Genomic DNA, 19983 nt, shown 5'->3' on the forward strand with positions numbered 1-19983 from the left:
TGTACGCGACGAGCGCCGATGGGTCGAACCGTCCTCGAGGCGGCGTGAAACCCACCGATATCACTCCCCGACATCGATGGGCACCGGCGGACGTGACCTCTGCCACTATGGCCCCGTGAGCGAGCAGACCCCTCCCCGTGCCCGTGTGTCCGCCCGACTGGCCGCGATCGCCGAGTCCGCGACGCTGGCGGTCGACGCCAAGGCCAAGGCGCTCAAGGCCGCCGGTCGCCCCGTGATCGGCTTCGGCGCCGGGGAGCCCGACTTCCCGACGCCCGGTTACATCGTCGAGGCCGCGATCGCCGCGGCGAAGGACCCGGTCAACCACCGCTACACGCCCGCCGCGGGACTGCCGGCGCTGCGGGAGGCGGTCGCCGCGAAGACGCTGCGCGACTCCGGGTACGAGGTGAAGCCGTCGAGCGTGCTGGTCACCAACGGCGGCAAGCAGGCGGTCTACCAGTCGTTCGCGGCGATCGTGGACCCGGGCGACGAGGTCCTGCTCCCCGCCCCCTACTGGACCACCTACCCGGAGGCGATCCGGCTGGCGGGCGGCGTGCCCGTCGAGGTGTTCGCGGGGGTCGACCAGGGCTACCTCGTGACGGTCGAGCAGCTCGAGGCCGCGCGCACGCCGCGCACCAAGGTGCTGCTGTTCTGCTCGCCGTCCAACCCGACCGGTGCGGTGTACTCGCCCGAGCAGACCGCCGCGATCGGCCGCTGGGCCCTCGAGCACGGAGTCTGGGTCATCACCGACGAGATCTACGAGCACCTCACCTACGACGACGCGGTGTTCACGCCCATCGTTCGCGCGGTGCCGGAGCTGGCGGACACGACGATCGTCCTCAACGGCGTCGCCAAGACCTACGCGATGACGGGGTGGCGGGTCGGCTGGATGATCGGCCCGGCCGACGTCATCACCGCCGCGACGAACCTGCAGTCGCACCTGACGTCGAACGTCGCGAACGTGTCGCAGCGGGCCGCGATCACCGCGCTCACGGGCGACCTCGCCGCCGTCGAGGAGATGCGGACCGCGTTCGACCGGCGCCGGCGCACGATCGTCGAGATGCTGTCGCAGATCGACGGCGTGCGGATCCCCGCACCCGAGGGGGCGTTCTACGTCTACCCGTCCGTCGAGGGCGTGCTGGGCCGCACGATCCGGGGCGTGACGCCGCGCACGTCGGCGGAGCTGGCCACCCTGATCCTGGAGCAGGCCGAGGTCGCGGTGGTGCCCGGTGAGGCGTTCGGCCCGAGCGGGTACCTGCGGCTGTCCTACGCGCTGAGCGACGCCGACCTGGTCGAGGGCGTCACCCGGATCCAGGCGCTGCTGGCCGAGGCCGAGTAGTCCGGCGATGCCTCCCCCGAAAGACGCAGCCGTCGAGGTCACGGGGCTCCGCAAGGTCTACGGCGAGAAGCGGGCGGTCGACGGCCTGGACCTGCACGTGGGGCACGGCGAGGTCGTCGCGATCCTCGGCCCCAACGGCGCGGGCAAGACGACGACCGTGGAGATCCTCGAGGGCTACCGGTCGCGCGACGGCGGAGAGGTGCGGGTGCTCGGGCAGGACCCGCAGGACGGCGACCGCGCCTGGCGCTCCCGCCTGGGCATCGTGCTGCAGAGCAACAACGACCTCGCCGAGGCGACGGTCGCGGAGCTGGTCCGGCACTTCGCGCGGTTCTTCCCGGATCCCCGGGACCCCGACGAGGTGATCGCGTCCGTGGGCCTGCAGGACAAGGTGCGGACCCGAGCGCGCCAGCTGTCCGGTGGGCAGCGGCGGAGGCTCGACGTCGCGCTCGGCATCGTCGGGCGCCCCGAGCTCCTGTTCCTCGACGAGCCGACCACCGGCTTCGACCCCCAGGCCCGGCGCTCGTTCTGGGACCTGGTCGAGTCGCTCGCGGCCGACGGCACGACGATCCTGCTGACGACCCACTACCTGGAGGAGGCCGAGCGCCTCGCCGACCGGGTCGTGGTGGTGCGGGACGGGCAGGTCGTGGCGCAGGGCGCACCGGCGGACCTCGGGGGGCGGACCGCGCGACAGGCCGTGGTGCGCTGGACGCAAGACGGGCAGACGCACGAGGTCCGCACCGACACCCCGACGCAGACCGTGGTCGAGCTGACCGCGGCGCTGGGCGGCGAGGTGCCCGGGCTGCAGGTGCTGCGCCCCACGCTCGAGGACGTGTACCTGAGCCTGATCGACGGGGCCGAGGCATGAGCGACGTCGACACGCGGACGCGGCTTCCCGGCGTGCTGCGCCTCGGGGCCGCGCGGACCGGCTACGAGGTCCGGACGTTCTTCCGCGAGCGCGACGCGGTCGTCTTCATCTTCGCGTACCCGATCATCATGCTCGCGATCTTCGCGACGGTGTTCGGCCAGGACGGCGCGACGGTCGGCCCGCCGCCGGGGATCCCGTTCGCGCAGTACTTCCTGCCCGGGATGCTGGCCACGGGCATCATGCTGTCGAGCTTCCAGCATCTCGCCATCTCCATCGCCGTCGAGCGTGACGAGGGTGGCCTCAAGCGCCTGCGCGGCACCCCGCTGCCTCCGTCCGCGTTCTTCCTGGGCAAGATCGGCGAGGTGCTCGTGACCTCCGTGGTCCAGACAGCGCTGCTGCTGACAGCCGCGGCGCTGATGTTCGGCGTCGCGCTGCCCACGACCGCGACGGCCTGGGCGACGTTCGCGTGGGTGTTCGTGCTGGGTACGGCCACGGGCACGCTCTGCGGGGTCGCCTTCTCCTCGGTCCCCCGCTCCGGCAGGTCCGCGAGCGCGGTCGTGACGCCGATCGTCCTGGTGCTGCAGTTCATCTCCGGGGTGTTCTTCGTGTTCAACGACCTGCCCACGTGGATGCAGCAGGTGGCGTCGGTGTTCCCGCTGAAGTGGATGGCGCAGGGCATGCGGTCGGTCTTCCTGCCGCCGAGCGCGGAGTCGTGGGAGGTCAGCGGGTCGTGGCAGCACGGGGCGACCGCCGTCGTCCTGCTCGTGTGGGCGGTCGCCGCCCTCGTCGTCGGGGTCCGCACGTTCCGCTGGCAGCGTCGCGACGACGGTTGAGCCGAGCCCTTGATCCTGACGCCGCGTGAGGTCCTAGCGTCGGTCGCATGACAGGACATCGGGTGGGCGAGCTGGCGACCGCGACCGGGCTGACGGTGCGGACGCTGCACTACTACGAGCAGATCGGGTTGCTGACCCCGTCGGGCCGCAGTCCCGCAGGGCACCGGATCTACGACGCGGCCGACGAGGCACGGTTGTACCGCGTCAGCCTCCTGCGCCGGCTGGGCATGGACCTCGCCGAGGTCCGGCGCGTGCTCGACGACCCCGCGTGGGACCTCACGTCGGCCCTGGAGGCCCACCTGGTCGCGCTCGACGCGCGCCTCGACGCGACGGCCCGGCTGCGGTCGAGGGTCGCCGGTGCGCTGGCTGCGGGCGGCGCGGACCTGCTCGCGGTCGTCGAGGAGCTGACGCTGCTCGACCCGCCCGCGCAGCGACGGATCGTCCTGCTCGTCTACGCCGACATCGGCGCGGCGCACGCGTGGCTGGTCGAGCGGTTCGGGCTGCTGCCGGGCGAGCTCGTGCGGGACGGCGACGGTCGCGCGGTGCACGGCGAGGTGCACGCCGGCGACGGCGTGATCTGGTTGCACCCGGAGCAGGAGTCGTACCGGCTGGCCTCGCCCCGCACGGTCGGCGCGACCACCTCCTCGATCGCGGTGCTGGTGGACGACGTCGACGCGCACCACGAGCGGTCGGTCGCGGCCGGCGTCGACGTCCGCCAGCAGCCGGTGGACCAGGACTACGGGTACCGGGTGTACAGCGCGTACGACCTGGAGGGGCACCTGTGGTCGTTCCTGCGGTCGCTGGACTGAGAGCACCTGCGCATCGTCGTGCGCGACGGACATACTTGCGTCCATGTCCCGCAGCGCCAGCGCCGGTCGCCGCGCCGACCTCACCGGCGCGACGACGGGTGCCATCCCCGCCTACCAGCGCACGCTGGCGCACCTGACGGTCCGCGCCCGGTTGCTGACCGCCGTGGTGGTGCTCTCGGCCCTGACGGTGATGATCGCCGGCGGGACGGCGTTCGCGCTGCAGGCGGCGGAGACCGACGAGCGCATCGACAACTCCCTGTCCCGGACCGTCGCCGCGCTGCGCGTCGTCGAGGCCAATGCGAACCCGGAGACCGGCCAGCCGTTCACCAGCGTGGCCGAGGTGCTCATCGAAGGCATCCGCTCCCGCGTGCCCGGCAAGAACGAGGGCGTCGTGACCCTGCTCGACGGCAAGCTCCACAAGCAGCCCGCTCCCGAGACGAGGTCGGTGCGGCTGGCGGAGGATCCCGAGCTCGTCGCCGTCCTCGCTGCTCTCCCCCCCGACGGCCCGGCGGTGCCGCGGACGGTCACCACGTCCCTGACGCAGTACCGCCTGATCGCCGTCCCGGTCCTGATGAACGGCGACCCCAGCGCCGGGTTGTTCGTCGGCGCGTTCGACCGGTCGGCCGAGATGTCGGGGCTGCGCAGCACGTTCCTGACCTACACCGCGGTCGGGCTCGCCGCCCTGGCGGCCATCTCCGTCGTGGCGTGGTTCGTCGTCGGCCGCCTCCTGCGACCGATCCGGCTCCTGCGGGACACCACGCGCCGCATCACGGAGTCCGACCTCTCGGAGCGCATCACCGTGACGGGCAAGGACGACCTGTCCAACCTGGCCCGCACGGTGAACGCGATGCTCGACCGCCTGGAGCGCGCGTTCGGGTCGCAGCGTGAGCTCCTCGACGACGTCGGGCACGAGCTGCGCACTCCCCTGACGATCGTGCGCGGGCACCTCGAGCTGGTCGACGCGGACGACCCCGACGACGTCCGCGCGACGCAGGCGCTCGCGCTGGACGAGCTGGACCGCATGCAGCGGCTCGTGGACGACCTCATGACGCTCGCGACGGCGGACCGGCCGGACTTCGTGCGGCTCGGCCCCACCGACGTCGGCCGTCTGACGGACGACGTGCACGACAAGGCACGAGGCCTCGGTGACCGCCGGTGGGTGGTCGCCTCACGGGCGGACGTGGTCGTGCTGCTCGATGCCCAGCGGATCACCCAGGCGTGGCTCCAGCTCCTCGCGAACGCGCACCGCTACTCGGCGCCGGGCTCCACGGTGCGGCTCGGCAGCGAGCTTTCGGGCGACCGGCTGCTGCTCTGGGTGCGCGACGAGGGACCCGGCGTGCCACCCGAGGAGACCGACCGGATCTTCGAGCGGTTCCACCGCGGGCAGGCCGACCGGATCTCGCACGGTGCCGGGCTGGGGCTGCCGATCGTCGCCGCCATCGCACACGCCCACCACGGACGTGTGTTCGTGGAGCATCCACCGGCTAACGTCGGCTCCGGCGTGGTCTTCGTGCTTGACCTGCCGGCCGTCGACCTCGTGGACGGACGACCCCAACCTGTCACGGAGCTGGTGGAGTACATATGACGCACATCCTCATCGCGGAGGACGAGGAACGCATCGCCGCGTTCGTCGCCAAGGGCCTGCGTGCCTCCGGCTTCGAGACGAGCGCGGTGACCTCCGGCGAAGAGGCGCTGACCCGCGTGCAGTCCGGCGACGTCGACCTGCTCATCCTGGACCTCGGGCTCGTCGACATCGACGGCTTCGAGGTCCTGCGCCGGCTGCGCGCCGCCGGCGAGACCGTCCCCGTGATCGTGCTGACGGCCCGGTCGTCGGTCACGGACACCGTCACGGGCCTGGAGTCCGGGGCCGACGACTACATGGCCAAGCCGTTCCGCTTCGAGGAGCTGCTGGCCCGGGTCCGGCTGCGGCTGCGGGCGCAGGGCGTGTCACCGGGCGAGGCGACGGTGCTCAAGCACGGCGCCCTCCAGCTGGACCTGCGGACGCGCCGGATGAAGGTCGGCAACCAGGAGGTCGACCTGTCGGCCCGGGAGTTCGCGCTGGCGGAGACCTTCCTGCGTCACCCCGGCGACGTCCTGACGCGCGAGCGTCTGCTGTCGGAGGTGTGGGGCTTCGACTTCGACCCGGGCTCGAACGTCGTCGACGTGTACGTCCGGTACCTGCGCCGGAAGGTGGGCGCCGAGCACTTCGACACCGTCCGGGGCGTCGGCTACCGGTTGATCGACGCGACCACCACCACGAGCACGGCTGGGGTGTGACCCGAGATCTGAGCCTCCTGCCGAAGGCTCACCTCCACCTGCACTTCACGGGCTCGATGCGGGTCTCGACGCTGGCCGACCTGGCGGCGACGCACGGCATCCGGCTCCCGGCCGCCCTGCTCGACGCCGACCCGCTGCACGTGCCGGCCGACGAGCGCGGCTGGTTCCGGTTCCAGCGCCTCTATGACGCGGCGCGGGCGTGCGTGCGCAGCGAGGCGGACATGCGGCGGATCGTCGCGGAGGCGGCGCAGGACGACGCCGCGGAGGGGTCGGGCCGCCTCGAGATCCAGGTGGACCCGACGTCCTACGCCCCGTTCGTCGGCGGCATCACGCCCGCCCTGGAGATCGTGCTGGACGCGGCCCGGCAGGCGTCGGTGGACACGGGGGTGGACGTCGGCGTGATCGTCGCGGCGTCCCGGATGCGGCACCCGCTGGAGGCGCGCACGCTCGCCCGGCTGGCCGCGCACCACGCGGGCGACGGTCCGGGGCAGGTCGTCGGCTTCGGGCTGTCCAACGACGAGCGGCGGGGCGAGACGTCGGAGTTCGCGCCGGCGTTCGCGATCGCCCGGGCGGCGGGGCTGGCGTCCGTGCCGCACGGTGGCGAGCTGCTGGGACCCGCGCACGTCGAGGACGTGGTCGGGAACCTGCGCCCGGACCGGCTGGGGCACGGGGTGCGCTCGGCGGAGGATCCCCGGGTGCTCGAGCGGGTGGTCGACGAGGGTGTGGCGCTGGAGGTGTGCCCCGCGTCGAACGTGTCCCTCGGGGTGTACGCGTCGACGGACGACGTCCCGCTGCGCGCGCTCGTGGCAGCCGGGGCGACCGTGGCGCTCGGGGCCGACGACCCGTTGCTGTTCCACTCGCGCCTGGTGGACCAGTACGTGATCGCCCGTGACGTGCACGGGTTCGCCGACGAGGAGCTCGCGGAGCTCGCACGCGCGTCGGTCCGGGCCAGCCGCGCGGCGGACGACGTGCGGGCGCGGCTGCTCGCGGGGATCGACGCCTGGCTGGCCGCTTGACCGGCGGCCGATCCTGAGTCATTGTGTCAATACATTGACTGATTGATACAAAGGAGCGTCGATGTCCGGCTTGGTCCTCCTCGTGCTCGTGGCGATCGCCGCCACGATCGGCATGGCCCTGCGGCCGACCCGCACGGTCGGCCCCGTCAGTCCGTCCGTCGCGTGGCTGACGGCCGCGCGGCACGCCGGTCGCGTCACCGCGAGCGCCTGGACGGCTCTCGTGGCGGCTCCCACGCTGGTCCTCGTCGCCGTCGTCCCGGAGCTGTCCGGCCTGGCGGTCGGCCTCTCCATGGGACTGCTCCCGGCGACCGGCGGCGCGGCGTTCCTGGCTGTGCACGCCGTCGGGGAGCTCACCTGGCCGCGGCCGACCGGCGTCGTCCGCCGAGCCGCGCTGGCCCGGCGCGGGCTCCGGGAGATCACACCGACCGGCCTGGGCGTCCTCGTCCTCGGCTGGTCGGTGGCACTCCTCACGCTCCTGGCCCTGTGCGCGGCGGTGGCGACCGATGACGGGCGCGCCCTGCCGTGGCGCCACGGTCCGGACGTGACGAGCGCGGCGGGCCCCTTCCCCGGCTCGTTCTACGGGCGCTGGCTCGTCCTCGCCGTCGCGGTCCTGCTGGTCGGCTGCGTCGCCGTCCTGCTCCTGGTGGCGCGTCGCCCCGCGGTGAGCGACACGTCCGCCGGCGACGACACCGCCCTGCGCCGCCTCTCGGCACGACGGGTCCTCGGTGGCGCGCAGCTGGTCCTCGGCTGGACGCTCGCGGGCTGCCTCGGTGTCGCGAGCCGGGCGCTGCGCGGCACCCAGGGGGGCGCGGTCGACGGTGTGGCGCTCGGCGACCCGACCGTCGTGGCCGTCGCCGACGCGGGGGTGGTCATCGCGATCGTGGTGGCCCTGACGGCGGCGGTCGTCGCCGGTCGGTCCGCCGCCCGTCCACAGGGCGAGGGCTCACCCGGGCAGCCGGTCGTCGAGGCTGCGGCGCAGGAGCACGCGTCATGACCGCGGCGCTGGAGGTCGACCTCACGTCCGGGGTCCCTGCGTTCGAGCAGATCCGCGCGCAGGTCGTCGCGCACGTCGCGGCCGGTCGTCTGGTCGCCGGGGACCGGCTGCCGACCATCCGCGCCCTCGCCACGGACCTGGGGCTGGCCGCGGGCACGGTCGCGCGGGCGTTCCGGGAGCTGGAGGCCGACGGTGTCGTCGAGACCCGCCGCCGCGCGGGCACGGTCATCGCCGAAGGTGCGTCGGTGCCGACGGACCTCGCGCGCCGTGCCGCCGAGACGTACGTGTCGGCGGTGCGGGCCGCCGGGCTGACCGACGACGAGGCGCTCGTGCTGGTGCACGGCGCCCTGCTCGGGCGTCAGAGCGTGACGCCCACCAGCACGGGCTCGGGCTTGAGCTCCACGCCGAAGGTCGACCGGACGCCGTCGCGGACCTGACGTGCGAGGGCGAGCAGGTCCTCGGACTTCGCTCCCCCGCGGTTCGTCAGCGCGAGGGTGTGCTTCGTCGACAGGCTCGCCGGACCGGGGGCACCGAAGCCGCGGGAGAACCCGGACCGCTCGATGAGCCAGGCGGCGCTGGTCTTGACGCGTCCGTCGTCGGCCGGGAACCGCGGCGCGTCGTCCGGCAGCGCAGCAGCGGCGTCGGCGCCGAGGAACGGGTTGGTGAAGAACGATCCCGCGCTCCACGTGTCGTGGTCGGCCGCGTCGAGCACCATGCCCTTGCGGCCGCGCAGGGCCAGCACGGTGTCGCGGACGTCGGCCAGCGGGGCCCGCTCGCCGACCTCGACCCCGAGCGTGCGGGCGAGCTCCGCGTAGGCGATCGGTCGGGACAGCGTGCCGGGGCGCAGCTGGAACGTCACGTCGAGGACCACGTAGCGGGGGGTCGGCGACCAGGGGGCCTGCGGGTCGGCCGGGTCGGCGCCGCGCATCGAGCGCTTGAGCAGGGAGGTGCGGTACCCGAACGCCAGGGTGACCAGCGGGAGCGTGCGGACCTTGCCGCGGCCGCGGTCCCAGACCCGGACGGTCGCGATGCTCTGCGACACCTCCTGCCCGTACGCACCCACGTTCTGCACCGGTGTCGCGCCCGTGGAACCCGGGATGCCGGACAGCGCCTCGATCCCGGTCAGCTCCTGCTCGACCGCGTACCGGACCACGTCGTCCCAGGGCGTCCCGGCGGGGACGGTCAGCGTGGCACCGGCGCACGCGGATGCGTCGGGCACCTCGATGCCGCTGCGCACGTCGCGCACGACGACCCCGTCGAAGCCCGCGTCGGCGACCAGGAGGTTCGACCCGCCGCCGAGCACCAGCAGCGGCTCGCCATCGGCATCGGCTGCGCGGACCGCGTCGACCAGCCCGGCCTCGGTCGTCGTCTCCACGTACCGTCGCGGCGCCCCGCCGACCCGCAGCGTCGTGAGCTCCGCGAGGGTGGACGAGGGGGTGGTCCGGGCCGGCCAGGTGATCGTCGGGGGGACGGTCGCCGGCGAGCAGTCGGCCGCGCTCAGCTCTGTCTGCACGCGCCCAGGCTAACCCTGGGCCGTCTTCTTCAGCGGCGCGGCGGCGTTGACGACGAGCAGACCGAGCACGATCGGGACGATGATCACGAGCAGGGCGTGCCGGTAGCCGACGTGCTGGGCGAGCAGGCCGAGCAGCGGCGGGCCGGCGAGGAACGCGCTGTAGCCGATGGTGGAGACCACGCTCACGCGGGCTGCGGCGCGCAGCGGGTCGTCGGCGGCGGCGCTCATGCCGACGGGGAACCCGAGGGCGGCACCGGCACCCCAGGCCACGATGCCGACCACGGCGAGCCACAGCGGGCCCGCGAGGCCGAAGACCAGCAGGCCCACGAGCGACAGTGCCGCGCACAGGCGCAGGACCGTCACGCGGCCGTACCGGTCGAGCAGGGTGGTGCCGAACCAGCGCATGGCGGTCATCGCCGTGACGAAGACGGCGAACGCGACCGCACCCACGGCGTCCTGCACGTCGAAGCCGTCGACGACCGCGAGGCTGACCCAGTCGTTCGCGGAGCCCTCGGTCAGCGCGGCGGCGAGGACGACCAGGCCGATGAGCAGCGTGCGCGGCTCCAGCCAGGCGGCGAGCGCGCCCCTGGCGCCCTTCCTGCTGTGCTGTGTGGTGCCTTCGTCCCCTTGCTGCACCTCGGGCTCGTCGACGATCGGGAGGAAGGCGCGCACCGCGAACGCGACCCCGACGACCGACAGGACCACGGCGACGGGGACGTGCACGACGACCGGCACGTGCAGGGCGGCGGCGATCGCGGCGATCCCGGCGGCGGCCACCGTGCCGAACGAGAACCCGGCGTGGTAGCGCGGCATCACGGTGCGGCCGACGTGCTGCTCCACGACGGCACCCTCGACGTTCATCGACGCGTCCCAGACGCCCGTGCCCACACCGAACATGACGAGACCGAACCCGACGACGAGGACCTCGCCGAGCGCGACGCCGACCGAGGCCACGATCAGGCCGCTCGCGTTCAGGCACGCGAACGCCAGGACCGTGCGCCGGGCACCGAGCCGCTCGACCACCATCCCGGACAGCGGCAGCGCGACGAGCGACCCGACGGAGCCGACCAGCAGGAGCAGCCCCATCTGCGCGGGCGAGAAGTCCAGACCGTCGCGGATGGCGGGCAGCCGGGCGGCCCAGGTGGCGAAGTTGAACCCGTTGAGGAAGAAGACCGCGAACACGGCGATCGACGCCCGTTCGACGGACCGCGAGACGCGTCCGGGCGCGCTCGTGGTCAGCTCGTCGTCGTGTCCCGCTGGCGTCGTCATCGGCCCTCCGGTGCTCATGATGTCGTCCGTCTCGTGGTCAGGGCACGCGCACGGGATCGGCGGCGCCGGAGGGAACGGGTGCGGGCAGTGACGTGGTCGGCGTGCCGGGCCTCGATCGCGGCGTACGGGTCGGGGTCGGCGTCGGCGAGGTGGGTGAGCGGCTCGTCGTCGTCATGACGCTCGGGCGCATCCTCGATCGACGCCCGCTCGGGCGCGACCCGGCCCGCCAGCAGGACGCTCGCGACCATGGCCACCACGATGAGCACCAGGGCGTGCCGGGCGCCCGTCGACGCGGCGGCGATCCCGAGCAGCGGCGGTGCCGCGACGGAGGCCACCGACGCGAAGGACGACACGACCGCCACGCGGCCGGCGGCGCGCATCGGGTCGTCCGACGCCGCCGCGATGCCCACCGGCACCGCGAGGGCTGCGCCGAACCCCCACAGCACGATGCCGACACCGGCGAGCGCGAACGTCGGCGCGAACCCGAACAGCAGCAGCCCCACGATCGACACCGTCCCCGAGACGCGGAGCACGTCCACGCGGCCGAACCGGTCGATCAGGCGCGTACCGAGAAGCCGGACGAGGGTCATCGCGCCGACGAACACCCCGAGCATGGCGCCGCCGACCGCTTCGGTCTGGTCGAACCCGTCGACGACCGCGAGCGACAGCCAGTCGTTGGCGGACCCCTCGGACAGGGCGGCGGCCATGACGACGACGCCGATCAGGAGCGTGCGTGGCTCGCGCCAGGAGTCCAGGGCGGTGGCGATGCGGCGACGACGTCCGACCGTGACGGCGCCGGGAAGTGCGCGGCTCGGCGTCCGCGGGCGGTCGCCCACCGAGTCCGGCAGGACGAGGCCTCGCAGCGATGCGAGGCGCCAGACGACGGCGAGCAGCGCGACGACGGTGAACTGCACCGCGACCGAGATGCCGAGGTGCGACGCCGTCGCGCCGAGCGCCGAGCCGGCCACGGCCCCGATGGAGAACGCCGCGTGGAACTGCGGGATGACGGTGCGGCCCATCGCGCGCTCGACGCGGGCGGACTCGACGTTGAGCGGCACGTTGCCGAGCGCGACCGCGACGCCGTTGAGGAAGATGCCGACGCCGAGCAGGGCGACCGAGCCGACGGTCGGGCCGACGCCCATGAGGACGAGCGCCGCGGCGAGCACGCCGGTCGACGCGACGATCCCGACCCGGCTGCCGAAGCGCTGCACGAGGACACCGGACACCGTGACGGTGAGCAGGGCGCCCACCGAGCCGACGAGGAGCAGCAGGCCGAGCTCGGACGTGGACAGGTCCAGCAGGTCGCGGACCGTGGGGATCCGCGCCAGCCAGCTGGAGAACGTGATCCCCGTGAGGGCGAAGAGGCCCATGAGGAGCCAGCGGGCTCGACTCACGGCAGGGGCGGGGTGGCGCACGGGCTCGCTCCATCGTTCTGGCTTCCGTATCGAATCGATTCGATCGTGCGCCGTCGGGTCATGTCGAATCGATTTGAGGGACGGCTTCATTCTGCGGGTACGCTGGCCGCTGCGTCAAACCTGTGCGCGCTGCCCGCGCGTCGCGTCCCCCGCGGTCCCGCGACGCCGAACCGGAGGTCCGACCCTGTCTCCGCAACGCCCCACCCTGGCCGACGTCGCCGCCGCCGCGCACGTCTCGGTGTCGACCGCCTCGCTCGCCTTCTCCGGCGCCGGGCCGATCGCGGCCGCGACCCGTCAGCGGGTGCTGGACGCCGCAGCCGCGCTCGACTACTCCGGTCCCAACCCCCTCGGGCGCCAGCTGCGCCGCGGGCGGTCCGGGATCGTCGGCGTCGTCGTCGGGGACTCGCTGCGCCGGTCGTTCCGCGACCCTGTCGCGATCCAGGTGCTCGACGGCCTCGTCAGCACCCTCGGTCCGCTCGACCTGGGCGTCCTGCTGATCCCCGGCTCGAGCGACCCGAGCGGTCCTGCGGTCGACCCGCTCCTCGAGACCGCCGCCATGGACGTCGCCGTCATCATGTGGGGCGGCACCACCGACGACCCGATGCTCGGTGCGCTGCGTCGGCGCGGGACACCGACCGTGCTCGTCGAGGGGCAGCACGCCCCGGACGTGGCCTCCGTCGGCATCGACGACCGCGGCGGGATGCGTCAGGCCACCGAGCACCTGCTGGAGCTCGGGCACACCCGGATCGCCACGGTGACGCTCCCGTTCGACCGCTGCCGCGGCGAGGGCCTCGTCTCGCCGGACGAGATGGACCACCTCTCCTGGGAGATCACCCGCCGACGCCTGGCCGGCGTGACAGACGCCGGCGTGACGCCCGTGGCGATCTGGGCCACCCCGGCGTCGCTGGTCGAGCACGGCCGCAGCGCGGGGGTGGCGCTGCTGACCGGCGCCGACCGCCCCACCGCCATCGCCTGCCAGTCCGACCTGCTCGCCTCCGGCGTCGTGCTCGCGGCGCGCGAGCTCGGCCTCCGGGTGCCCGAGGACGTCTCCGTCAGCGGGTTCGACGGCCTGGACCTGCCATGGCTCGCCCCCGACGTGCTCACCACGGTGGTGCAGCCCCTCGCCGAGAAGGGCGCCGCCGTCGGGCACGCCGTCGAGGACTTCCTGTCCGGGGCAGGGCCGTCGACACGCGAGCTGCCCGTGACCCTGCGGATCGGGACGACGACCGGGCCGGCGCCCGACGTCAGCTGAGGCGGACCAGCGCCTGGGCCTTGCCGAGCACGCGGACACCGTCCACGGCGACCGTGAGGTCGATGCGCGCGGTCCCGGCGTCCGGGTCGAGAGCGCCGACGACGGCGGTCACCTCGATCGTCGCCGCACCGGGGTCCGGCACGGGGACGGGGCGCGTGAAGCGCACCTGGTAGTCGAGCACCGCACCGGGGTCCCCGATCCAGTCGGCGACGACGCTCGACGCCGCACCCATCGTCCACATGCCGTGCGCGATGACGCCCGGCAGGCCGACCGAGGTGGCGACGCGGTCGTTCCAGTGGATGGGGTTGAAGTCCCCGCTCGCACCGGCGTACCGGACGAGGCGGGCGCGGTCGACGGTGATCTCGCGGCGGGCGACCTCGTCGCCGACGGTCAGGGCGTCGGTCATGACTCCTCCGGGCGCACGGCGAGCGTGGAGACGACGGTGCACACCGGCTCGCCGTCCTCGGCCGAGATCTCGGCGCGGGTCGTGATCATGGCGAGCCCGGCGCGGACGGTGATCGAGTCCACGTGCAGCACGGTCACCAGGCGGTCGCCCGCGTGGATGGGACGGTGGTGCGTGAAGCGCTCGTCGGCGTGCACGACGCGGCTGAAGTCGATCCCCGCGGCGGGGTCCTCGAACAGCTGGGCCTCTGCCCGCTGGGCCACGACGACGGCGAACGTCGGCGGCGCGATGACGTCGGGATACCCGAGCGTGCGCGCCACCGACGGCTCCGTGTGGGCCTGGTGGGAGGCGCCGACCGCGTCGGCGAACTCCTGCAGCTTCTGGCGGCCTACCTCGTAGGCAGCGGTCGGCGGGTACTGACGACCCGCGTAACCGACGTCGACCGGCATCGGTCCGAGGTCAGCGGGTCTCGCGGTGCAGGGTGTGACGGTTGTCGCGAGGGCAGAACTTCTTCATCTCGAGACGGTCGGGGTCGTTCCGACGGTTCTTCTTGGTGATGTAGTTCCGCTCCTTGCACTCCGTGCACGCGAGCGTGATCTTCGGACGGACGTCCGAGCTCTTGCTGGCCATGGTCTTGCCACCTCTCGCACCCGGTACGGGATGCATGCGATCTTGTCATTGCGCGCCGGCCGACGCGCAGGTATGTCACTGGGATGTAGCGGGAGCGGGGCTCGAACCCGCGACCTCACGATTATGAGTCGTGCGCTCTGACCAGCTGAGCTACCCCGCCTCGGGTGATGCCGGGGTGCGACCTGAGCCGCACCCCGAACACACCACAGAGCCCCGAAAGGGAATCGAACCCTTGACCTTCTCCTTACCATGGAGACGCTCTGCCGACTGAGCTATCGGGGCAGCGCGAGCAAGGTTACACGGGCTGTGGGGTGCTCGCGAAATCGGCTGCGACGAGCGATCGGGCGGCGCGTTGCCTAAACGATTCATCTCATGGTCCGCTCCGCTCCGCACGTGCCACGATCCGGCCCATGCGCCAGACCCGACGCAGCATCGTTGCTGCCCTCACGCTCTCCGCCGCCCTGCTCAGCACCGCCGCCTGCACCGGCGGCGGGGGCGAGGACGACGCCCCGGATGCCACCGCCGAGGTGACCACGCCCGCATGGCCCACCGCGATCGACCCGACCACGACGACCGAGCCGTTCTTCGTCGTCTGGACCGAGATCGTGGAGACCGGCGAAGGCGACGTCACCGCGCTCCAGCCGGCGATCGACTCGCTGTCCGCGCTGGGCTACCAGACCCTCCCCTGGGACCCGGCCTGCCAGAGCGGGACCGAGGAGAAGCTGGCCGGCCTCACGGGCTTCGCGGACCCGCTCGGCGTCGGCGTCGTCTTCGCGACCGCCCAGGACGCAGGCATGTTCGACACCCTGTACGAGGGCAGCACCGTCTCCGTGACCGAGGGCACCTACACCTGCGGCGCCTGAACCGCGCATGATGGTCGGATGGGCACCCGGGCACTGATCGTCGTCGACGTCCAGGACGACTTCTGCGAGGGCGGCGCGCTCGCCGTCAGCGGTGGGAACGCCGTCGCCCGCGCCGTGACCGGCTACCTCGCCCAGCACGCCGACCGGTACGCCGTGGTCGTCGCGACGCGGGACTGGCACGCGCCGCTCCCGGACACCAACGACGGCCACTTCGCGGTCGGCGCCGAGCCCGACTACGTCTCCACCTGGCCGGTGCACTGCGTCGCCGGCACGCCCGGCGCCCGGTACCACCCGGACCTGCGGCTTCCTGAGCGCACCGTGCACGTCCGCAAGGGGCAGGGCCGCCAGGACTACTCCGGGTTCGAGGGCGAGGTCGTCGGGGCCGGCGGCACCCCGCTCGCGGGCGTCCTGGCCGAGGCGGGGGTGACCGACGTCGACGTCGTCGGCCTGGCCACCGACCACTGCGTCGCGGCGACCGCGTCGGACGCCCGGGCGGCGGGCCTCGCGGCAACCGTCCTGCTCGACCTCACGGCCGCCGTGGCCCTGCCCACGACCCTGCACGCCGTCGCCCGGCTGTCGCAGCGGGGCGTCGCCCTGACGACGAGCGACGCGCCCGCCTGAGCACCCGTCAGCCGCGCAGCGCGAGCGCGAACGGCAGCACCGCCGACGCCCCCGCCAGCCGCACCTCACGCGCCGCGACGGTCATCGTCCAGCGGCTGTCCACCAGGTCGTCGACGAGCAGCACCGGTCCGCCCGGGAGCGCCAGGCCGGACGCGTCCAGACGTCCCCAGACGCCCGCGAGACGGAACGCGCTGTTCCCGCCCGGCCCGCCGGCGGGGCCGCCGTCGCGAGGCGTGAGGGCACCCGCGTAGGGCAGCCGGCCAATCTCCGCGAGCCCGCGGGCCAGGGAGTCGACCAGCAGCGGGTGACGCCGCGACGGCAGCGCGACGACGGCGGTCGGCCGCTCGTCCCACCCCCACTCCGCCAGCACCCGCACGCAGCCCTGGAGCATCGCGGGGCTGATCGGGGCGTCGGCCGCACCGGCTGCGAAGACGTCGCGCAGGGCGGTCCCCCAGCCCAGGTCGGTCAGCCGCGCGAGAGCCCGGCCCTCGACGGCCCGCTCCCCCTCGCCGATCTTGCCGCGCACCGGCAGGCCGAGCCGGTCGGCACCGACGGGCCACTGTGCTCGCGGTTCGATCGGCACCCCGACCCGGTCCAGCGACCGCTCCGCCGACGCTGCCGCGCCCTCGGCGATGCCCTCCGGGTACCAGGCGCCCGTGCACGAGTCGCAGCGCCCGCACGGGGCGGCCGTCTCGTCGTCGAGGCTGCGCTGCAGGAACTCCATCCGGCAGCCGTCCGTCCGCTCGTACTCGAGCATGTGCTCCTGCTCGGCCTGACGGGCCGCCGCGATGCGCGCGTACCGCTCGGCGTCGTAGGTCCACGGCTGCCCGGTGGACACCCACCCGCCCTGGACGCGACGGACGGCGCCGTCGACGTCGAGCACCTTGAGGAGCAGCTCCAGGGGCGTGCGCCGGACGTCGACGCGGGCCTCCAGCGCCGGGGTCGACAGCGGTCGTTCGGAGAGCTCGGCGATCACGCGCTGTGCCCGGTCCTCGTCGGGCATGGAGGCCGTCGCGAAGTACTGCCAGATGTCCCGGTCCTCGGGGCCGGGCAGGAGCAGCACGTCGGCGCTCGCCGTCGCGCGGCCGGCACGTCCGACCTGCTGGTAGTACGACACGGGCGACGAGGGCGCCCCGAGGTGCAGCACGAAGCCGAGGTCGGGCTTGTCGAAGCCCATGCCGAGCGCGCTCGTGGCGACCAGCGCCTTGACGGTGTTGGCCTTCAGCGCCGCCTCCGCGGCCTCGCGGTCGGCCGGGTCGGTCTGGCCCGTGTACGCGCGCACGTCGTGCCCCGCCTCGCGCAGCAGGCGCGCGGTGTCCTGCGCGGCGGCCACCGTGAGCGTGTAGATGATGCCGGAACCCGGCAGGTCCCCCAGGTGGCTGAGCAGCCACCCCAGCCGGGCGCGGGCGCTGGGCAGCCGCAGGACGCCGAGACGCAGCGACGCGCGCGCGAGCGGCCCGCGGATGGTCAGGACGCCGTCCGTGCCGCCGGTGCCCAGCTGCTCCGCGACGTCGGCCACCACCCGGCTGTTCGCCGTGGCCGTCGTCGCCAGCACCGGGACTCCCGCGGGCATCGTCGCGATGAGGTCGCGCAGGCGGCGGTAGTCCGGGCGGAAGTCGTGACCCCAGTCGCTGATGCAGTGCGCCTCGTCGACCACCAGCAGGCCGAGGCGCTGGACCAGGGCGGGTAGCTGCTCCTCCCGGAACCTGGGGTTGTTCAGCCGCTCGGGCGAGACGAGCAGCACGTCGACCTCGTCCGCGGCGAGCCGCGCCAGCAGCTCGTCCCACTCGTGGGCGTTGGTCGAGTTGATCGCCACCGCACGCACCCCGGCACGCTCCGCGGCGGCGACCTGGTCCCGCATCAGGGCGAGCAGCGGGGACACCAGCACCGTCGGACCGGCTCCCCGCTCCCGGAGCAGCATCGTCGCGACGAAGTACACCGCCGACTTCCCCCACCCGGTGCGCTGCACGACGAGCGCGCGTCGGTGGTCGTCGACGAGCGTCTCGATCGCCTCGAACTGACCGTCGTGGAAGTCGGCGTCGGGGTTGCCGACGAGGCGTCGCAGGACGGCAAGAGCCGACGCACGGGTGGTACTGCGGGTGGTCTGCTGCACGCGCCCACCCTGCCAGCCCTCGCCCACACCAACGACACGACCCCGGACCGCAGGGTCCGGGGTCGTGGTCACAACGTGGCGGGTGAGGGATTCGAACCCCCGTAGGCGTTGCCAGCTGATTTACAGTCAGCCCCCTTTGGCCACTCGGGTAACCCGCCGGGGATGCCCGCCGAACGAGCCGACGCCTCAGGGGCGAACGCGCGTGCAGCGTGCGGGTGGAAGGATAGCAACACCCGGGCGGTGCTAGCGAAACGCCCCAGCGACCAGTCCCACGGAACCGTGGGCAGCAGGAGGAGAGCCATGGCGAGCGAAGCCTCGTTCGACGTCGTCAGCAAGGTCGACCGCCAGGAGGTGGACAACGCGCTCAACCAGGCCGGCAAGGAGATCGCCCAGCGGTACGACTTCAAGGGCGTGGGCGCGTCGATCGCGTGGAGCGGCGAGAAGATCCTGATGATCGCCAACTCGTCCGAGCGCGTGCTCGCGGTCCTCGACGTGTTCCAGACCAAGCTGATCCGCCGCGGCATCTCGCTGAAGTCGCTGGACACCGGCGGTGACGACGGCCCCGAGCCGAAGCCGTCCGGCAAGGAGTACCGCCTCGAGGCCCTCATCAAGGAGGGCCTGAGCAGCGAGACCGCCAAGAAGGTGGCCAAGATCATCCGCGACGAGGGGCCCAAGGGCATCAAGACGCAGATCCAGGGCGACGAGCTGCGCGTGACCGGCAAGAGCCGCGACGACCTGCAGACGGTCATCGCGCTGCTCAAGGGCGCCGACGTCGACGCCGACCTGCAGTTCACCAACTACCGCTGAGCCGTCCGGCGACTCAGTAGCGCGAGATGCCGTCCTGCGGGCCCGCCTGGGCCTGCAGGCGGGCGATGCGGTCGGCCATGGGCGGGTGCGTCGAGAAGAGGCGGGCCAGGCCGGCGCCGCGGAACGGGTTCGCGATCATCAGGTGCGACACGTCCACCAGCTCGCGGTCCTGCGGGAGCGGACGCGCCCTGGTGCCCTGCTCGAGCTTGCGCAGCGCGGACGCCAGCGCGAGCGGGTCGCCGGTCAGCCGGGCGCCGTCCTCGTCGGCGTCGAACTCGCGCGTGCGGGTGATCGCGAGCTGGATCATCATCGCGGCCAGCGGCGCGAGGATGGCCAGCAGCAGGCCGGCGATGGGGTTGCCGCCGCGGTCACGGTCGCTGCCGCCCCCGAAGAAGAGCGCGAACTGCGCGAGCGACGTGATCACGCCGGCGACCGCAGCGGCCACCGAGGACGTGAGGATGTCCCGGTTGTAGACGTGCATGAGCTCGTGGCCGAGGACACCGCGCAGCTCGCGCTCGTCGAGGATCTGCAGGATGCCCTCGGTGCAGCAGACCGCGGCGTTCTTCGGGTTGCGGCCCGTCGCGAAGGCGTTGGGTGCGACCGTCGGCGAGACGTAGAGCCGCGGCATGGGCTGGCGCGCGGCGGTGGAGAGCTCGCGCACGATGCGGTACATCGCCGGCTGCTCGATCTCGCTGACCGGGCGGGCCTTCATCGCGCGGATCGCGATCTTGTCGGAGTTCCAGTAGCTGTACGCCGTCGCGACGAGGCCGATCGCCGTGAACAGCAGCAGGAACCTCGGGCTACCGCGGCCGAGCAACCAGCCGATGCCGAGCAGGACGGCCCACATCACGCCGAACAGCGCTGCCGTCTTCAAGCCGTTGTAGTGCCGGTGACCCATGGGTGCTCTCTCTCGTGACTCCTGTGCACCGGTGGAACGCTCGCGGTCGCGCACCGGTTCCCTCGTATC

The 19983-nt window shown here is 73.2% G+C and carries 21 protein-coding genes and 3 tRNA genes; 13 read left to right on the forward strand and 11 right to left on the reverse strand.

Going from position 1 to position 19983, the window contains the following annotated elements; genetic code table 11:
- The first annotated feature begins 76 nt into the window (after positions 1-76).
- The 9 genes from ASF78_RS06625 to ASF78_RS06665 all read left to right on the forward strand — a co-directional run bounded on the left by ASF78_RS06625 (position 77) and on the right by ASF78_RS06665 (position 8567).
- Entirely contained in the window at positions 77-1336 is a 1260-nt protein-coding gene (locus ASF78_RS06625) for a pyridoxal phosphate-dependent aminotransferase (RefSeq protein WP_056585887.1), read from the forward strand.
- Between the two features lie 7 nt (positions 1337-1343).
- Positions 1344-2201, forward strand: a complete 858-nt coding sequence (locus tag ASF78_RS06630; RefSeq protein WP_056585889.1) for an ABC transporter ATP-binding protein — start codon at positions 1344-1346, stop codon at positions 2199-2201.
- Positions 2198-3034 carry an ABC transporter permease gene (locus ASF78_RS06635; RefSeq protein ID WP_056585890.1) on the forward strand — a complete coding sequence of 279 codons (837 nt, stop codon included), beginning with the start codon at positions 2198-2200 and terminating at the stop codon, positions 3032-3034. The genes ASF78_RS06630 and ASF78_RS06635 overlap by 4 nt, the downstream gene beginning before the upstream one ends.
- 47 nt (positions 3035-3081) lie before the next feature.
- Positions 3082-3843, forward strand: coding sequence for a MerR family transcriptional regulator (locus tag ASF78_RS06640; protein ID WP_056585893.1), 762 nt, complete (start codon positions 3082-3084; stop codon positions 3841-3843).
- A 43-nt stretch (positions 3844-3886) separates the two neighbouring features.
- Positions 3887-5428: a HAMP domain-containing sensor histidine kinase gene (locus ASF78_RS06645; RefSeq protein ID WP_082494824.1), complete on the forward strand. Its 1542-nt coding sequence runs from the start codon at positions 3887-3889 to the stop codon at positions 5426-5428.
- Positions 5425-6120, forward strand: coding sequence for a response regulator transcription factor (locus ASF78_RS06650; protein WP_056585895.1), 696 nt, complete (start codon positions 5425-5427; stop codon positions 6118-6120). The genes ASF78_RS06645 and ASF78_RS06650 overlap by 4 nt, the downstream gene beginning before the upstream one ends.
- The gene (locus tag ASF78_RS06655) at positions 6117-7136 is read left to right on the forward strand and encodes an adenosine deaminase (RefSeq protein WP_082494825.1); all 1020 of its coding nucleotides are present in this window, start codon (positions 6117-6119) and stop codon (positions 7134-7136) included. Before ASF78_RS06650 ends, ASF78_RS06655 begins: the two co-directional genes overlap by 4 nt.
- Positions 7137-7197: 61 nt before the next feature.
- Positions 7198-8130 (forward strand): hypothetical protein, encoded by a 933-nt coding sequence (locus ASF78_RS06660; RefSeq protein ID WP_056585897.1) that lies wholly within the window; start codon positions 7198-7200, stop codon positions 8128-8130.
- Positions 8127-8567, forward strand: coding sequence for a GntR family transcriptional regulator (locus ASF78_RS06665; protein ID WP_056585898.1), 441 nt, complete (start codon positions 8127-8129; stop codon positions 8565-8567). The genes ASF78_RS06660 and ASF78_RS06665 overlap by 4 nt, the downstream gene beginning before the upstream one ends.
- Here ASF78_RS06665 and ASF78_RS06670 read toward each other — a convergent pair.
- From ASF78_RS06670 to ASF78_RS06680, 3 genes are all read right to left on the reverse strand, one after another.
- Positions 8489-9589, reverse strand: coding sequence for a UDP-N-acetylmuramate dehydrogenase (locus ASF78_RS06670; RefSeq protein ID WP_056588267.1), 1101 nt, complete (start codon positions 9587-9589; stop codon positions 8489-8491). The two genes, ASF78_RS06665 and ASF78_RS06670, sit on opposite strands and share 79 nt — an antisense overlap.
- A gap of 63 nt (positions 9590-9652) precedes the next feature.
- Positions 9653-10912, reverse strand: coding sequence for an MFS transporter (locus ASF78_RS06675; protein ID WP_056588268.1), 1260 nt, complete (start codon positions 10910-10912; stop codon positions 9653-9655).
- A 14-nt stretch (positions 10913-10926) separates the two neighbouring features.
- Positions 10927-12396, reverse strand: coding sequence for an MFS transporter (locus ASF78_RS06680; RefSeq protein ID WP_369816316.1), 1470 nt, complete (start codon positions 12394-12396; stop codon positions 10927-10929).
- 115 nt (positions 12397-12511) lie between these two features.
- Here ASF78_RS06680 and ASF78_RS06685 point away from each other — a divergent pair, with 115 nt between their 5' ends.
- Positions 12512-13579: a LacI family DNA-binding transcriptional regulator gene (locus ASF78_RS06685; RefSeq protein ID WP_056588271.1), complete on the forward strand. Its 1068-nt coding sequence runs from the start codon at positions 12512-12514 to the stop codon at positions 13577-13579.
- Here ASF78_RS06685 and ASF78_RS06690 read toward each other — a convergent pair.
- The 5 genes from ASF78_RS06690 to ASF78_RS06710 all read right to left on the reverse strand — a co-directional run bounded on the left by ASF78_RS06690 (position 13572) and on the right by ASF78_RS06710 (position 14894).
- Positions 13572-13985, reverse strand: coding sequence for a MaoC family dehydratase (locus tag ASF78_RS06690; RefSeq protein ID WP_056585900.1), 414 nt, complete (start codon positions 13983-13985; stop codon positions 13572-13574). The two genes, ASF78_RS06685 and ASF78_RS06690, sit on opposite strands and share 8 nt — an antisense overlap.
- On the reverse strand, positions 13982-14431 hold the full coding sequence (locus tag ASF78_RS06695; RefSeq protein WP_056585909.1) for a MaoC family dehydratase N-terminal domain-containing protein: 450 nt from the start codon (positions 14429-14431) through the stop codon (positions 13982-13984). The genes ASF78_RS06690 and ASF78_RS06695 overlap by 4 nt, the downstream gene beginning before the upstream one ends.
- 10 nt (positions 14432-14441) lie before the next feature.
- Positions 14442-14612: a 50S ribosomal protein L33 gene (rpmG, locus tag ASF78_RS06700; protein WP_029290226.1), complete on the reverse strand. Its 171-nt coding sequence runs from the start codon at positions 14610-14612 to the stop codon at positions 14442-14444.
- Positions 14613-14698: 86 nt separating this feature from the next.
- Positions 14699-14772, reverse strand: a tRNA-Met gene (locus tag ASF78_RS06705).
- Positions 14773-14821: 49 nt separating this feature from the next.
- Positions 14822-14894, reverse strand: a tRNA-Thr gene (locus ASF78_RS06710).
- A 128-nt stretch (positions 14895-15022) separates the two neighbouring features.
- Here ASF78_RS06710 and ASF78_RS06715 point away from each other — a divergent pair.
- Both ASF78_RS06715 and ASF78_RS06720 read left to right on the forward strand, forming a co-directional pair.
- The gene (locus ASF78_RS06715; protein WP_056585911.1) at positions 15023-15475 is read left to right on the forward strand and encodes a hypothetical protein; all 453 of its coding nucleotides are present in this window, start codon (positions 15023-15025) and stop codon (positions 15473-15475) included.
- Between the two features lie 18 nt (positions 15476-15493).
- Entirely contained in the window at positions 15494-16096 is a 603-nt protein-coding gene (locus ASF78_RS06720) for an isochorismatase family protein (protein ID WP_056585913.1), read from the forward strand.
- Between the two features lie 7 nt (positions 16097-16103).
- Here ASF78_RS06720 and ASF78_RS06725 read toward each other — a convergent pair whose 3' ends face one another.
- Positions 16104-18209, reverse strand: coding sequence for a RecQ family ATP-dependent DNA helicase (locus tag ASF78_RS06725; RefSeq protein ID WP_056588274.1), 2106 nt, complete (start codon positions 18207-18209; stop codon positions 16104-16106).
- 76 nt (positions 18210-18285) lie between these two features.
- Positions 18286-18367, reverse strand: a tRNA-Tyr gene (locus ASF78_RS06730).
- Positions 18368-18509: 142 nt separating this feature from the next.
- Here ASF78_RS06730 and ASF78_RS06735 point away from each other — a divergent pair.
- Positions 18510-19016: a YajQ family cyclic di-GMP-binding protein gene (locus ASF78_RS06735; RefSeq protein ID WP_056585914.1), complete on the forward strand. Its 507-nt coding sequence runs from the start codon at positions 18510-18512 to the stop codon at positions 19014-19016.
- Between the two features lie 13 nt (positions 19017-19029).
- On the opposite strand, the gene htpX is transcribed toward ASF78_RS06735, so the two are convergent.
- Positions 19030-19914 (reverse strand): zinc metalloprotease HtpX, encoded by an 885-nt coding sequence (gene htpX / locus ASF78_RS06740; RefSeq protein WP_056585915.1) that lies wholly within the window; start codon positions 19912-19914, stop codon positions 19030-19032.
- Positions 19915-19983: the final 69 nt, after the last annotated feature.

Source organism: Cellulomonas sp. Leaf334 (assembly GCF_001424195.1).
Taxonomy (GTDB): domain Bacteria; phylum Actinomycetota; class Actinomycetes; order Actinomycetales; family Cellulomonadaceae; genus Cellulomonas.

Bases quoted from the DNA above. Each gene is read 5' to 3' on its own strand.
- ASF78_RS06640 (WP_056585893.1), top strand. From the start codon at position 3,082: ATGACAGGACATCGGGTGGGCGAGCTGGCGACCGCGACCGGGCTGACG.
- ASF78_RS06695 (WP_056585909.1), bottom strand. From the start codon at position 14,431: ATGCCGGTCGACGTCGGTTACGCGGGTCGTCAGTACCCGCCGACCGCT.
- rpmG (WP_029290226.1), bottom strand. From the start codon at position 14,612: ATGGCCAGCAAGAGCTCGGACGTCCGTCCGAAGATCACGCTCGCGTGC.
- ASF78_RS06690 (WP_056585900.1), bottom strand. From the start codon at position 13,985: ATGACCGACGCCCTGACCGTCGGCGACGAGGTCGCCCGCCGCGAGATC.
- ASF78_RS06645 (WP_082494824.1), top strand. From the start codon at position 3,887: ATGTCCCGCAGCGCCAGCGCCGGTCGCCGCGCCGACCTCACCGGCGCG.
- ASF78_RS06630 (WP_056585889.1), top strand. From the start codon at position 1,344: ATGCCTCCCCCGAAAGACGCAGCCGTCGAGGTCACGGGGCTCCGCAAG.
- ASF78_RS06635 (WP_056585890.1), top strand. From the start codon at position 2,198: ATGAGCGACGTCGACACGCGGACGCGGCTTCCCGGCGTGCTGCGCCTC.
- ASF78_RS06720 (WP_056585913.1), top strand. From the start codon at position 15,494: ATGGGCACCCGGGCACTGATCGTCGTCGACGTCCAGGACGACTTCTGC.
- ASF78_RS06715 (WP_056585911.1), top strand. From the start codon at position 15,023: ATGCGCCAGACCCGACGCAGCATCGTTGCTGCCCTCACGCTCTCCGCC.
- htpX (WP_056585915.1), bottom strand. From the start codon at position 19,914: ATGGGTCACCGGCACTACAACGGCTTGAAGACGGCAGCGCTGTTCGGC.
- ASF78_RS06675 (WP_056588268.1), bottom strand. From the start codon at position 10,912: ATGACGACGCCAGCGGGACACGACGACGAGCTGACCACGAGCGCGCCC.
- ASF78_RS06735 (WP_056585914.1), top strand. From the start codon at position 18,510: ATGGCGAGCGAAGCCTCGTTCGACGTCGTCAGCAAGGTCGACCGCCAG.
- ASF78_RS06625 (WP_056585887.1), top strand. From the start codon at position 77: ATGGGCACCGGCGGACGTGACCTCTGCCACTATGGCCCCGTGAGCGAG.
- ASF78_RS06665 (WP_056585898.1), top strand. From the start codon at position 8,127: ATGACCGCGGCGCTGGAGGTCGACCTCACGTCCGGGGTCCCTGCGTTC.
- ASF78_RS06650 (WP_056585895.1), top strand. From the start codon at position 5,425: ATGACGCACATCCTCATCGCGGAGGACGAGGAACGCATCGCCGCGTTC.
- ASF78_RS06660 (WP_056585897.1), top strand. From the start codon at position 7,198: ATGTCCGGCTTGGTCCTCCTCGTGCTCGTGGCGATCGCCGCCACGATC.